The following is a 13977-nucleotide window of genomic DNA, read 5'->3' as shown; positions in this document are numbered from 1 at the left end:
CAAGAACAGAAGTGATGCTGCCTCCGGCAGGAAGTGAGGCTCGCTCTTATCGAAAGACGTCTCCTACTTTAGGGCATGAAGAAATGTGGGAGTTCTCAGAAGGATATTGGTTTTCTGACCTCTTTCCTCATACCTCTGACGTTGATCTCAAAGAAAAGACCCGCCGTCTTGGCGGGCCCTTCCGACTATACCCAATTAATCATGACTGCCTTTATTACTTTGTCTCTTTCATTTTCCGCCTTGACCATCATCTCACCGATTTCTTCCAGCTTGAAGGTGTCGGTTATCAAAGGCTTCACATTTACTGCTCCGCTCTTTATCATATCGATGCATCTGGGGAAGTACAGAGCTGGAACTGCGTGGGAGGCTCTCAACTGAAGTTTGTTGAAATGGAACTTGTTGGCATCGAACTTTATGAAGCGGCCTTCGCCGTAATCGATTCCTATGAAGCCCACCACTCCTCCAAAATTCATGACATCGAGCACTTCGGGGATTACGTAAGGAGGTGCGGTGACAAGAGCTCTATCAACGCCTCCCTTGGGAAATTTGTAGGAGCCAATCGGGGTCTTGTCGACGAGTATGACATCCTCCACTCCGAAGCTCTTTGCGACATCTATCCTTATCTTAGATCTGGAATGATTGGCAACGAAGACCTTTCTTGCTCCCATGGCCTTGACTATCTGAACGGCCATGAGACCTATGGGACCAAGACCAACGACAAGGACATCATCGTTGAACTTTGGATCGACAGTGTATGTCAGATCGAGCGCTACTCCCATTGGCTCGACGAGAGAAGCTTCTTCGAACGGAACTCCTTCGAATGGCACCGCATTCTGTTTATCGATTATTACCTGCTCGGCAAAGCCCATGGTCAGATTTTCTCTCTCGGCTCTTATAAAGACGTTAGGTGCTCTGTTATGGCAGAGATCGACTCGCCCGTTTCTACAGTCTTCACACTTTCCGCAGAAAGAACCGCTTTCGACCATAACACTCTGTCCCACTTCTACATTCTCTACATTGGAGCCGATCTCTTCGACAACGCCGACTATCTCGTGGCCGAAAGTCTGCCAGTCTTTGGCTTCCGTTCTAGCTGTGTGAAGATCTGTCCCGCAGATTCCTGAGGCCTTTATCTTAAGCAACACGTCATTCGGTTTCAGAGAGGGAAGATCTACATCACGGATCTCGAATTTGAATGGTGATTTTACAAACGCGGCTTTCACATAGACACCCCCTAGAGCTCCAAATTGGAACTAGAGATTATCTCTTCTATCCTTTCGTATAATCCATCATCCATATCCCATTCGACTGCTCCGAGGTTTTCTTCGAGCTGCTCGACTTTCTGGGCACCGGCTATAACCGATGTCACCGCTTCATTTCGGATAAGCCAATTGATGGCTATGTGACTCAGAGGCTTCCCTATCTCATTCGCCAGCCTGTTCAGTTCCACGACGACCTCGTAGTATTTCTTGAACTCAGGTGTATTTAGCTTCGGATTTGCGGCCCGCACATCGTGCTCGCTGAACTTCTTCTTGTCACTTATCGCTCCAGCCAAGAGGCCCTGGAAGAGCGGGCTATATGGCAGAAAGGCCATCCCATTCTCCAGAACAAAGGGAAGGACTTCCTTTTCGACCCTGTAATCGAGCGGAATATTGTGGTAGCTCTTTGGATTCCTTTCGAGCATGTTGTAGAGACCCTGCATGCTGCATACCTCTCCAACCTTCATCGCCCTTTTTGCCTCGGGAATTGAAAAGTTTGACAGCCCTATGTATTTGATCTTTCCCTCTTTCTTCAGCTCGACCATTGTCTCCATAGTCTCTTCGATTTCGACCTCTGGATCGGGCCAGTGAAGCTGATAGAGATCGACATGATCCGTTCCGAGTCTTCGGAGACTTTCTTCGATCTCTCTTCTTATGCTCTCCGGTTTGAGACAGTTTCTCGTTCTTCCCTGATCGTCCCAAAGAAGACCGCACTTGGTTGCAATGAAGATCTTATCCCTCGAGCCCTTCATTGCCTTTCCGAGGACCTCCTCTGCATGTCCGAGACCGTATACTGGCGCTACATCAAAGAAGTTTACTCCTCCGCTTATCGCCCTCTGGATCGTCTTGATCGAGTCTTCGTCGGTCGTTCCATCCCAGAAAGAAGGACCGGAAATTCCCCAACAGCCGTAACCGAGTACCGATAGCTTCTCTTCTATCTTTTCCACTTTTTTATACTTCAATTTTCTAACCTCCCTTATTCGAGATTTGCGTGGTTCTTGAACATCATTCCAGAATCAATGCTCAATCTCTCCATTAAGTTCATTACGATGATATCGGTCAATATCAACAGTGATTGTTCGAATAGATTCCCCATTGGTTGAACCGAAGAGATGCCAGCCCTATCGGGGACTTTGGGTGTCTTCGTGGGAATCGTAATGACTATGTCGCTGAGTCCTGCTACAGTCGACTCTCTGCTGGCAGTTATCGACGCTATCTCCGCCCCAAGTTTGTGAGCCTTCTTGCAGTTAAGAACGACCGAAGGCGTTTCTCCCGAAGCAGAACCAACTATGAAGAGATCTCCTCGTTTCATGGATGGACTGGTTACTTCCCCCACAACATGGACCTTCAAACCTAGATGCATTAGTCTCATCGCGAAGGCCTTGATAGCCAGACCAGACCTGCCCATTGCAAAGAGAAAGACTCTTCTTGCCCTTAGAATACTTTCGGAGAGCTCTTCGATCGATGAATCCTTAACTCCCGAAAGGACGGATCTTATCTCGTCAATAACAATGTCAAGCGTGCTTTCGAATTTCATGAGCCCTTCTCCAGTCTCTTCTTTATCTCCGATGCTACTCTTGCAGGGTCCTCAGCTTCCCAGATCGATCGTCCAGCGATCACCACATCTGGCTTCAACGGGAAGACATGGGAGAGATTGTCGGGAGAAATCCCACCCGCAACGGCGATCTTTGCCTCTGGAAGGACTCTCCTTATAATTTCTATCTTTTTCGCATATTCGAGCAGATGCATGCTCTCCCCCACACCGCTCAGATCGGCAGAAGTGTGAACGCAGACATACTCAGGCGACAGTGGAGATACCTTTTCCGCAAATGATTCGAGATCGGAGATCTCGATCGTATCGAGCATCATTTCTCCGCCAAATTCGTCTGCCGCTCTTCTCACCTCTGAAATCGTCTTGAAAGAGGCAAATCCCAAAACCGTTACTATATCGGCCCCATTCTCAAAAGCCATGACCGCCTCGACATATCCCCCGTCAACGATCTTCATATCTGCAAGAATAGTATGATCGGGAAGTTTATCGCTAATCTCTCGAACCAACGCCGTGCCGTGGGCAAGAATAGCAGGGGTTCCGACTTCTATGATATCTATGTAATTTGCAACTTCTTCGGCAGTGCGAATGAAATCGGACTTGACATGGGTATCGTTTGCGAGCTGTAGAAGTATCATCAATAGGTTACCCCACCAACGAGAATGATACTGGAGTACGGTATCTGCTCGCCGGTTCTGATTACTCCTTTTGACTGCGTGTTGGTGAGTTCCTTGAACCTGACATGGGGAACGAATTCCACTTCTATTCCTTCGGGCAGGTGCTTCAAAGTATCCTCTAGACATCTAGGGCTTACGGTCTTCATCTCTTCAGAGAAGATTACCTTCTCGACTTCGAGCTCTTCGAGCACAGGATCAAGAACATCGAAGACCCCTGGCTTTCCGCCTACAATACTTACATCTATCCTGTATCTGTCTGAAGCAATAGGCAGTCCCGAGTCCGAGATAACAAGAAGATCGGTATGACCCATAGAACCAATTAGATTGCAGATTTCCTTATTTAGAATGCCGTTTTTCTTCATTTTGACAGCTCCCTTCAAATCTTAGTAGTCAAATGTATTCGAAACTTGTAGTGTGTAGCCTCATACCAGCATTGCACCAGTTCCACGTGTTCGCCATTGGCTGCACAACCGACTCTCTCGTAGTATAGTATCGGTGCCCCTTCTTCGATCTTCAGGAGTTTCGCAATTCTTCCTTCTGCGAGCCTCCCCTCGATTATCGCGTCTCCTTCAACAACGGCCGTTCCCCTTTCTCTCATAAGTTCATATAGTGAACCCTCGAAGTTCTCTTCTCCAGTGAGGTTCGAGCGAGAAGTGAGAAAGGATATGAATAGAGCAAGGGGAAAATAAGACTCATTTCCCCTCAGTCTGGCAACCTGAAGCAACTCTTCGTCTTCCGAGATTTGGAGAATTCTTGCCATTTCCGGACCGGCCTTGACTTTTTTTACCTCAACAACCTTCGTTATCGGCACATGACTCTCGAGCCTCATCTGTTCAGTGAAGCTTCGGATAGTTGTAAGCTGCTCCTGAGAAGCGTTATTCGTTACGATAGTCCCTCTTCCACGTGACCTGGAGATCTGCCCGCTGCTTTCCAGAGCCTGCAAGGCTCTCCTCACGGTCGCCCTGCTGACATCAAACACTTTCATCATTGCTTCTTCCGTTGGGAGTTTCCTTCCAACGGCGCCTGGTTCCTTCATATAATCCGAAATTATTCTATAAATCTGGTAGTATAGTGGAACCGGACTTGCTCTATCAAGGGCTATTCTTCTATCTGCATTGAAAAGCATGATGAAATCACATCCTTCTTTACGGTACTCGAGAAACTAATAGGCTAATTCGAATACTGTCTCAGTTTGGCAAGGTCTTCATAGGTCTCTATGAGAGAACCGTAGGCCTTATCAAAAACTTCGAAAAGCCTTTCGTAGTACCTGTGATTCTCCGGGTTGTACTCGATGAACTGAACATCCCTCACAAAAGTAGACGCTTCCTTGAACGTCATCTCTCCGGCTCCAACAGCCCCAATAATGGCCGCTCCCATTGACGTTGCCTCTTCAAGATACTCAGGTACCGTAACCGTCTTACCGAAGATATCGGCCACAATCTGTTTCCAGTTCCTTCCTTTTGCTCCTCCGCCGATAAGACGAATCTTGTCGAATTTCCCCTTAGTCTCGAGAATATCCAGGACTATTTTCAGGTTGAAGGCAACTCCTTCAAGTACCGCTCTCAACATGTCGGCCTTTCTATGTGTCGAGGACAGTCCTATAAAGGCGCCTCTAGCATTTATGTTCCACCTCGGGCTTCTCTCCCCAAGCAAATAAGGCAGGAAGACTAGGTTTCCCGCTCCGGGTCTAGTCTGGTCAACAAGATCGTCCATAATAGTGAAGGCGCTCAGCCCAAGTGCCTTTGCCTTCTCTTCTTCGTGCTGACAGAGAGCGTCCTTAGCCCAGTGATACGAAGCTCCCCCGGCCTGCATTGTTCCAGTTGGGCAATAGAAACCCTCAATGGGATATGCGAAGTTAAATGTCCTCGACTTCTCGTCGAAGAGCGGTTCCTTGGAGCATGTGCTTACCCAGCTCGACGAACCAAGATAGAGATAAGCCTCGTCTGGACTGACAACCCCTGCTCCCAGGCAGGCGCAGGCGCCGTCTCCGCCGCCGCGGACTATTAGAGTCTTCTTCGACAGTCCAAGTTCCTCAGCCACTTTCGGAAGAATCTTTGAGACGACATTCGTTGAGGAGGTCACGGCAGGAAGTTTCTCCATATCAAGTCCGAGAACCTCAACGAGTTTTTCCGACCACTTCAGGTTCTCGATATCGAAGAGAAGCGTCATCGACGCATCTGAATGGTCCGTTCCGAACTCTCCGGTAAACCTGGAGACGATGTAATCCTTTGCATTCAGAAATTTATACGCCATATTGTATATTTCAGGTTCGTTTTCCTTTATCCAGGCAATCTTCGGGCCGGAGTACGTTGGTGTTATCCTCGATCCTGTAAGCCTGTAGACGAAATCATTGCCGACGTCTTCGAGCCTTTCCGACTGTTCGACGCTTCTCTGATCGGCCCATATGATGGCTCTTCTAAGAAGCTTTCCGTCCCTGTCCACGGGGATGGCTCCCATCATCTGTCCGCTGAAGCTTATAGAGACTATCTCTTCAGGATTGACAGCAGCCCTCCCGATGAGCTCCGAGGTGGTTTTTTTGACGGACTCCCACCACTCCAGAGGATCTTGCTCTACCTGATTCGGACCGGGATGATAGGTCTTGTAACCCGAAAAAGAACTCGCCAGGAGTTTTCCGTCCACTCCATAGAGTGTCGCCTTGTTCCCGGTAGTTCCCAGATCGTATGCGATGACGTATTTCATTTCTTATCGCCCCCGATCATCTCATTAACGAGAGCTTCGATTTCTTCTCTTTCCGGCATTGAAGGAGACGTACCGAATCTTGTCGTGGAAATAGCGGCTCCGGCTCGAGCGTAGTCGATAGCTCTTTCCAATCCCTCTCCCCTTGAGAGATATGCCGCAAAAACGCCGGCAAATGCATCTCCAGCCCCGGTTGTATCGATAGTCTTCACCCTGCAGGCGGGGACGAGTCCTCCATTTATCGATGGACAGTAGACTCCCCTACCTCCAAGAGTTATCAGTACAGTGTCCACCGACTTCTTCAATTCAGATGCTATTTCCTCTATCGAATCCATGCCGTCGAGGGGAATCCCTGTCATGAGGCTGGCCTCTATCTCGTTTGGCATAATAACGTCGACATATTTGAGGATCGAATGATCAAATTCCTTTACGGGTGCGGGATTTAACAAGACTCTTGCCCCGGAGTCCCTGGCGAGTTTTATCGCCTCATAAGTTGCGTCGAGATTTGCTTCAAACTGTGTAAGAAAAACATCGGAAGAAATGAAGATATCTCTATTCCTTTTTACATCATCAATAGTCAACTCATTGCATGCCTCCGGTGCAACTGCAATAGCGTTGTTTCCATTGTTCTCATCTACTATTATCAGAGCGACACCGGTTCCGGCAGTATCCGACTCGAGAAGATACTCCTTAGTAATTCCAAATCTGTCAAATGCATTCTTGACAAATGGAGCAAACAAGTCTTTGCCGATCTTCGTCATGAACTTGACATCAGATCCAGCCTTTCTGGCAGCCACAGCCTGGTTGAATCCCTTGCCTCCAGGGCCCATCTTGAATGGACCGGAAAAGACAGTCTCTCCTACAACGGGAATGTGGGGAGAAAGGGTAGTGAGATCCATGACATAGCTACCGAATACCGTCACTTTATTCATTTGATACCTCCAAGCAATCTAATGATTCTATCTGGGTCTCTTCTCTTCAGCGATCTCCAGCAATTCACCGCCCGGACCCTTGAACGTGTTGTAGAAGATTTTTCCGTCAAAAACCGGGATGGGATCGGGCGATTCGAGTTCAATGCCGTTGCTCTTCAGGTAATCCATTGCCTTTTCAATGTCATCCACAACAAAAGAGAGGTGCTGAAAGTGAGACTGTGATTCGGGAGCGAACTCCCTCTCTTTGCTATCTTCGTAACACATGAGCTCTATTTCACAGCCTTCGCCGGCAACAAATGCTACTTCGAGTTTCTTTTCAGGAAGCTTCTCTCTGTTGACAAGTCTCAGTCCGAGAAGACCTATATAGAACTCTAACGCATCATCGAGATTTGGAACTTCTACTGCCACATGAAAGAACTTATTTATCTTCATTATCTATCACGCCTTTTTTAAGAGTTTCTTCAGACCTTCGCCCTTCTTTCTACTCTTCACAAACTGGTCGAAGAATACTGCTAGTATGATAATCGCTCCGATGACAATCTGCATTATGAAGGGATCTACTCCCAGCAGATTACCGCCATTTCTGATCGTCTGGATTATCAGGGCACCCATGGCCGTACCAAGAACAGTACCGACTCCACCACTAAGACTGGCTCCGCCGATGACGACCGAGGCTATAGCGTCCAGCTCGTAGCCGTTTCCTCCAGTCGGTACTCCTGCAGCCATTCTCGTTCCGAGCATCAAACCGGCTATAGCACTGAAAATCGCAGCAACGATGTAGAAGGAATACATATTAAGTCGGATATTGATACCGGATAGTCTGGCTGCCTCCTCGTTACTTCCTATGGCATACAGATTCCTTCCAAATTTCGTATACTTCAACACAAACATCATAAAAGCTGCAAGAACAATCCACGTCCATGCCAGGGCCGGTATCCCGAGAAATTCGGCAACTGCAAACTGCCTGTACTCAGTAGGAACACCGGTAACCATTCTCCCGCTTGAGATGTACATAACAACGCCTCTTACGAGCGTCATCATACCAAGCGTTGCTATGAAGGCAGGCACTTTTCCGTCATGAACCGCCACGGCATTTATCAGCCCTACCAACGCACTTATTCCAAGAGCGATAAGTATTCCTACAAAGGTCGGAAACTGGAACTCTCCTCTTGTGGAAGTGAATATCGCGAATACCATTCCGCTGAGACCTACTATAGAACCAACAGATAGATCTATACCTCCAGTGATGATAATCAAAGTCATTCCTATCGCAACAACACCGTTTATCGAGGACTGCCTGATCAAATTAGTAATGTTAGCCCATGACGAGAAGTTTCCTTTTGTTGCGATGGCCAGAAAGACCCACATCACAACTAAGATTATCAGAAGGTTTCTTTCGGTAAAAGCCTTTCTATCCCTCTTTCCAGCCATTTCAGACTGCCTCCTTTATCTTTTCTTTCGAAACAAGGTTCTTCATTGCCAGTGTCAAGAGATGCTCCTCTGAGAAGTCTTTCTTTTCCACCTCGGCTGCCATCTTTCCGTTTGAAATTACGTAGATTCTGTCAGACATTCCCATTAGTTCGGGAAGATAGGAAGAGATTAGAACAATTCCCTTTCCGGATGCCAGAATCTCTCCGAACAACTTGTAAATTTCAGACTTAGTTCCAACGTCGATTCCGACAGTCGGTTCATCGAATATCAGTACATCAGTGTTCTTGCAGAGCCATCTCGCGATAATAACCTTTTGTTGGTTTCCACCGCTCAGCTCAGAGACTTTCTGGAATATGCTCCCGATCTTTATGGAGAGTTTGTCGACATAATCTCTTGCTTGCATGTGTGCTTTCCGATAGTTGATTAGAGGACCCGTCATAGTTTTGCCAAAATTGATTATGTTTATATTGAAATCAATATCCTGCTGCAAGAATATCCCCTGTTTTCTTCTGTCTTCCGGCAGATAACCGATTCCGTGTACCAATGCATCTTTAGGATTCTTGATTGGAACATCTGAACCCCTTACATGGATACGTCCTTCACTTCGGTTGTCGACTCCGAAAATAGCTCTCGCTATTTCCGTTCTTCCTGCACCGACAAGACCGAAAAGTCCGACCACTTCGCCGGCCCTTACATTGAAAGAGATATTCTCAAATCTGTCGCCGGAGAGATTCTCTACTCTCAAAAGCTCTTCGCCGGGTTCCGTATCTTTCTTATAGTACATTTCTTCTATTGATCTTCCAACCATTAGGGGGATTAGTTTCTCAACATCTTCAAGTTCCTCTGTGGTATATGTTCCAACTGTAGCTCCGTCCTTCAAAACCGTCACCGTATCGCAGATGTCGAAGACTTCTTCAAGGTTATGGGAAATGTAGATAATCGCAGTCCCCTTCTTTTTTAGATCTCTAATGATCCTGAACAGAATTTTCGTTTCGTTCCTTGTCAAAACGGCAGTGGGTTCGTCGAAAATGACCAGTTTCGGTTTCTGCCATAGCGCCTTGGCAATAGTTATCATTTCGCTCTCGGCTATACTTAGCTCTCTGATGTTTCTGTGAACGTTTATATCCAACCCTATTTCATCCAGAAAGTCCTTGGATTCTTTGTACATCTTTCTCCAGTTGACAAATGGACCGATCATGGGCTGCTGTCCAAGAAAGAAATTCTCCGCAACGGTAAGATCGGGCGTTACCATAACGTCCTGATAGACAGCATATATCCCGAGTGCCTTGGAAATCAGAGGAGAGTTCCTGGTCACTTCGCTTCCCTCGAAGATCATGGCCCCCGAATCTTTCGTGTAAGCTCCTGTAATTATCTTTATCAGAGTTGATTTACCTGCTCCGTTCTCTCCTACAAGACCCCTTACTTCACCACTCTTGACGGAGAGGGAGACGTCGTCAAGAGCCTTAACAGCAGGGAAACTCTTATTTATCCCTTCAAGCTCGATTACAGTCTTTTCATCAGGCATGCCATCGCACTCCTTTAGCTCCCGTATTTCTTCTCATACTCTTTGAGAATTGAAACACTGGCACTTGAGCCGAAAACGGTCGCTCCCAGCTCCATGAATTTCTCGACCTGTTCGAGAGTCCTGACGCCACCGGAAACTTTGATCTCTTTCTTCCCGGAAACGACGGAGTTAATCAGTTCAACATCGCGATAAGACGTTGCTCTTGGGCCAAAACCAGTCCCGGTCTTAACGAAATCTATTGTTGGCACATCAACTATAAGTTCACAGACTTTCACAATTTCATCTTCTGTGAGTCTGCTGGTCTCTATTATAAACTTGCAGATTCTGTTTCCTTTCTTCACTCTCTCAGAAAGAACTACAAACTCTCTCTCAACGAGATCCCATTTATTCGACTTCACAGCGGAAACATTGATCACTATGTCGAAATCAGTAACCGCCTCTCCGAGAGACATGTAGTATTCGATTTCCCTCATTTTCAACTCAATGGGAACCATGCCGAGCGGAAACCCTCCTGGACCCACGTTAATTCCAACTTCACTTCCCTCCACTTTTTCAATGACATAAGTAGGGATCGCATACCACGGAACAACTACATTTCTGAAATTGTACTCTAGTGTTTCGTCAACGAAGTTCTCAATATCCTCCCACTTCGATTCAGGATTCAACAAAGTGTTATCGAAACGCCTGTTAAAAGGAATATCTCTATTCATAAGTACCTCCCGGGATAGGCAAGAATTTCTGAAAATGGGCAGCTTTCGCTGCCCATCGTGTTCATTTAAAACAACTTAAGAATCAATACCTCTTTCTAGAAAATGGATCAAGTATCTCCATAGACTCTTCAAGAATGTCCTTGGTGATGATATAGACACCAGTGTCATAGTATTCGGGAAGAGGCTCGCCGTGAATTGCCATGAAGGCGTACATAACACCCTTATATCCCATACCATGGGGGTCCTGAACAATAAGTGCTTTAAGTGCTCCGCTGTCAAGTGCCTCGATTTCCAGAGGATCCGAGTCGTAAGCAACGGCCATTATCTGGTTCTCTAGACCTCTCTGTTCGATAACTCTCGCAACACCGATACCAGTGTGGTTGTTGTCAGCGAAGAAACCAACCAGGTCGGAATGAGCAACAAGTAGATCCTCTGCTGCGTTGGCTGCTCTAGAAATGTCATTGTCAACATAGATCGTCGGAAGAACTGTCAGATTGGGTGCGATCTCCTTCAGTCTGTTCATGAATCCACTGTCTCTGTCGGTTAGAACCTGGACACCAGCCATGGCGCTAATCAAGCCAACTTTTCCGTCGAGAGGCTTGTTGTTAGCCTTTAGAGCCTCAACTAGCTTGTCAGCGGCAGCAGCGCCACCAACGGCGTTGTTCGTTGCGAGGAATGAGTTGTAACCAGTGTCATAGACAAAGTTGTCAATAAGGATTATCTTGATTCCCTGCTTGAAAGCTTCATCCAGAATAAGAGAAGGAGCCTCTGAACTTGTGGATGAGATGACTATTGCATCAGGCTTCTTGTTAACAACATCTTCGAGTATGGATATCTGAAGATCGATATCGGCTTCGGACGGAGGTCCGTAGACCGTGACGTTAACTAGTCCCTGGAGATCGTGTTCGGCATTCTTGCCACCCACAATTGTGTACTGCCAGAAGTCAGAGTCGGTTGCCTTAACTATGAAGGCAATTTCGTAAACTGCAAAACCTAGAGTGGCTCCGAATAGAAGTGAAGCCATAACGAGTAACATAAGTACTTTACGCATAAGCAAAACCCTCCTTATATGGTTGTTCTGTACATACGCACGTACACATGTACGTACAAACAAAATAATTATAGCAAGCGAACGAACTCGCAACAAATTTGAAAAACAGAGAAAATTTTCGTAATTAGAAGTTTGGAGTCAGAAAGAAGACATAATCGTCTTTAATCACTCTTAATCATCGCGGATTGCTTCTGGAAAGTTTGGCCCTCTGGAATCAGTCTTACTGTTCAGTTCTCTTTTCTTCGAATACATTGCAAGTTCTGCATTCCTAAGTACGTCATAAAAATCAGTTACCAGATCTTTCTTAGTGGCAACTCCAAAAGAGGCGCTAGCTTCCACAGAGAAACATCCCACCTTGCTCAGGTTTTCCTCTATCCTTGAGACGATTTCCTCTGCCTTTTCGGTGTCTGTTCTCAGAAGAAGGACAACAAACTCATCTCCACCCCATCGAACGACGAGATCCTCGTGCCTGCAGGATTCCTTAATTGTGCGAGATATCGTCTTCAGATAATCGTCGCCGTAGAAATGGCCGAAGGAATCGTTTAGTGCCTTCAGCCCGTTGACATCCGCAAAAATGACTGAAATCGGAAGATTCCTCGAAGTGTCAACCCTGGACACTTCTTCATCGAAGAAGGTCCTGTTGTAGAGGCCAGTCAGCGAATCGTGGAAAGCAAGGAAACGTATTTCTTTAGTTTTCTTGATCTTTTCAAAGGCTCCAAGAGCGTGAAGCATCAACAACTCGGCAAGCTCGGCATCTTCTTGTTTGAAGCTTCCCGATTCAATGGTGACCGTTTGAAAAACACCGAAACTTCCAATAGGAACACTAAGTAGTGCCTTAATCTTACTGCTTGAAGGCTTAGCATCATCTTCTTTCGAGATGTCATCGAGGATCACTGTCTTCCCTGTTCTCAATGTTCTTCCCGCAATCCCCTCATACTTCGGAACGCGAGAGTTGACCTCAATGTTACCAGAATGTCTTTTGACAACTAGATAGTCTCCTTCAACAACATCCAGAGTGTAATAGTCGAAACTCAGAATATCGGTGGCTGCTTTAACAATGAGATCATAGACTTCCTCTTCTTCTGTGCAGCTCTCCATCTTGAAGGCAATATCGTGGAGACTTCTTATCTTGGCCCTCAGGCGCTCGTTTTCAGTTGCCTTCTTCTCAAGCTCCTCGGTTCTTGCCTTGACACGTCTTTTAAGAGTGTGATTCCAGAACCAGAGGAAAAACAGACCAATGGCAAAGAAAACGAGAAGTCCTGCGGCCACCAACAGATGCTTCTTATTCTGTTCGAACCAGTTTGCAGAGCCAAACCACTTCTCGAAAATCATGCCGTATTCCCCGCTCTCTCTTACAAGCAGGAGGCCCTTATTCAGTTTATTGAGAAGAACGAAGTCGTCTTTTGCCGTTGCGAAAGCGTAGTCTCTATCGAAGAGCGCGGTACTCGAAACTTCAAGATTATCGATCTTGTTCTCCTTGGCAAAGTAGAGACATTGGTACTTCTCGAAAAGACCAAAGTCGCCACTTCCTGAGGATAGAAGCTTCAGTCCCTCTATCGGAGATTCAACGGCAATGATTTTGTCTGTAATTGAATTCTCGAGCAGATAATCATGCATAACTCCGTTGCGCTGAACTACTATTTCTTTACCGAACAAGTCTTCAACTGTCGTTTCCTTTTGACCCTTTCTATAGAATATCCCCATATGGAGGGTATTGTGGGGAATCGAGAAGCTATATATCTTCTGTCTCTCGGGAGTAACGGCCATCCCTAATAGACCGTTAAGTTCTCCCGACTGAAGCTTTTCGACAACATTGTTCCACTCACCAAGCTCAATCTCAATATCCAGTTCGGCCGAGTCTGCAACCGCACGCATCAAATCGACATTGAAACCGGTGGACTCGCCGTTTTTATCAGCAAACTCATACGGTGGATAAGCATTATCCCCACCAAAAACGAGCTTTTCTGCAATTACTGATGTAAACAACAGAATCGATACAAGCAATGTGAGAAAGGTTTTCTTCATTATTGTCGATTCACCCCGGTCCCAAATATCATATCACGATCATTACAAAAAACAAGAAAGTCTTCATGAAAAGCAGTCTATTGAGTATTGACTGTAATAGCTATATTCATTGCAAGTAGCAAAT

General features: G+C 46.4%; 14 protein-coding genes. All 14 read right to left on the bottom strand.

From position 1 onward, the window contains the following. Positions 1-185 precede the first annotated feature (185 nt). The 14 genes from RJ60_RS13165 to RJ60_RS13100 all read right to left on the bottom strand — a co-directional run bounded on the left by RJ60_RS13165 (position 186) and on the right by RJ60_RS13100 (position 13853). The gene (locus RJ60_RS13165) at positions 186-1220 is read right to left on the bottom strand and encodes a zinc-binding dehydrogenase (protein WP_103135015.1); all 1035 of its coding nucleotides are present in this window, start codon (positions 1218-1220) and stop codon (positions 186-188) included. Positions 1221-1231: 11 nt separating this feature from the next. Continuing rightward, positions 1232-2218: an aldo/keto reductase gene (locus RJ60_RS13160; RefSeq protein ID WP_103135014.1), complete on the bottom strand. Its 987-nt coding sequence runs from the start codon at positions 2216-2218 to the stop codon at positions 1232-1234. A gap of 14 nt (positions 2219-2232) precedes the next feature. After that, on the bottom strand, positions 2233-2793 hold the full coding sequence (hxlB, locus tag RJ60_RS13155; RefSeq protein ID WP_103135013.1) for a 6-phospho-3-hexuloisomerase: 561 nt from the start codon (positions 2791-2793) through the stop codon (positions 2233-2235). Continuing rightward, positions 2790-3443: an orotidine 5'-phosphate decarboxylase / HUMPS family protein gene (locus RJ60_RS13150; protein ID WP_258006348.1), complete on the bottom strand. Its 654-nt coding sequence runs from the start codon at positions 3441-3443 to the stop codon at positions 2790-2792. The genes hxlB and RJ60_RS13150 overlap by 4 nt, the downstream gene beginning before the upstream one ends. Next, positions 3443-3844, bottom strand: coding sequence for a D-ribose pyranase (gene rbsD / locus RJ60_RS13145; protein ID WP_103135011.1), 402 nt, complete (start codon positions 3842-3844; stop codon positions 3443-3445). Before rbsD ends, RJ60_RS13150 begins: the two co-directional genes overlap by 1 nt. 14 nt (positions 3845-3858) lie before the next feature. Next, positions 3859-4608, bottom strand: a complete 750-nt coding sequence (locus tag RJ60_RS13140) for a GntR family transcriptional regulator (protein WP_103135010.1) — start codon at positions 4606-4608, stop codon at positions 3859-3861. 44 nt (positions 4609-4652) lie between these two features. Then, the gene (gene xylB / locus RJ60_RS13135) at positions 4653-6182 is read right to left on the bottom strand and encodes a xylulokinase (RefSeq protein ID WP_103135009.1); all 1530 of its coding nucleotides are present in this window, start codon (positions 6180-6182) and stop codon (positions 4653-4655) included. After that, a complete protein-coding gene (locus RJ60_RS13130) occupies positions 6179-7111 on the bottom strand; it encodes a ribokinase (RefSeq protein ID WP_103135008.1) in 933 nt (310 codons plus the stop codon). Before RJ60_RS13130 ends, xylB begins: the two co-directional genes overlap by 4 nt. A 27-nt stretch (positions 7112-7138) precedes the next feature. Beyond that, entirely contained in the window at positions 7139-7543 is a 405-nt protein-coding gene (locus RJ60_RS13125; protein WP_099830474.1) for a VOC family protein, read from the bottom strand. Positions 7544-7549: 6 nt separating this feature from the next. After that, a complete protein-coding gene (locus RJ60_RS13120) occupies positions 7550-8542 on the bottom strand; it encodes an ABC transporter permease (protein ID WP_103135007.1) in 993 nt (330 codons plus the stop codon). A 1-nt stretch (position 8543) separates the two neighbouring features. Beyond that, entirely contained in the window at positions 8544-10067 is a 1524-nt protein-coding gene (locus tag RJ60_RS13115; protein WP_103135006.1) for a sugar ABC transporter ATP-binding protein, read from the bottom strand. Positions 10068-10081: 14 nt separating this feature from the next. Then, positions 10082-10777: a deoxyribose-phosphate aldolase gene (deoC, locus tag RJ60_RS13110; RefSeq protein WP_103135005.1), complete on the bottom strand. Its 696-nt coding sequence runs from the start codon at positions 10775-10777 to the stop codon at positions 10082-10084. A gap of 82 nt (positions 10778-10859) precedes the next feature. Further along, positions 10860-11828, bottom strand: coding sequence for an ABC transporter substrate-binding protein (locus RJ60_RS13105; RefSeq protein ID WP_103135004.1), 969 nt, complete (start codon positions 11826-11828; stop codon positions 10860-10862). 171 nt (positions 11829-11999) lie between these two features. Continuing rightward, positions 12000-13853, bottom strand: coding sequence for a diguanylate cyclase domain-containing protein (locus RJ60_RS13100; protein WP_103135003.1), 1854 nt, complete (start codon positions 13851-13853; stop codon positions 12000-12002). Between the last annotated feature and the right edge of the window lie 124 nt (positions 13854-13977).

It is taken from the genome of Mesotoga sp. B105.6.4 (assembly GCF_002896535.1).
Taxonomy (GTDB): Bacteria; Thermotogota; Thermotogae; order Petrotogales; family Kosmotogaceae; genus Mesotoga.
The sequence above is the reverse complement of the archived record's forward strand: the minus strand, read 5'-3'. Positions and strand labels throughout refer to the sequence as shown.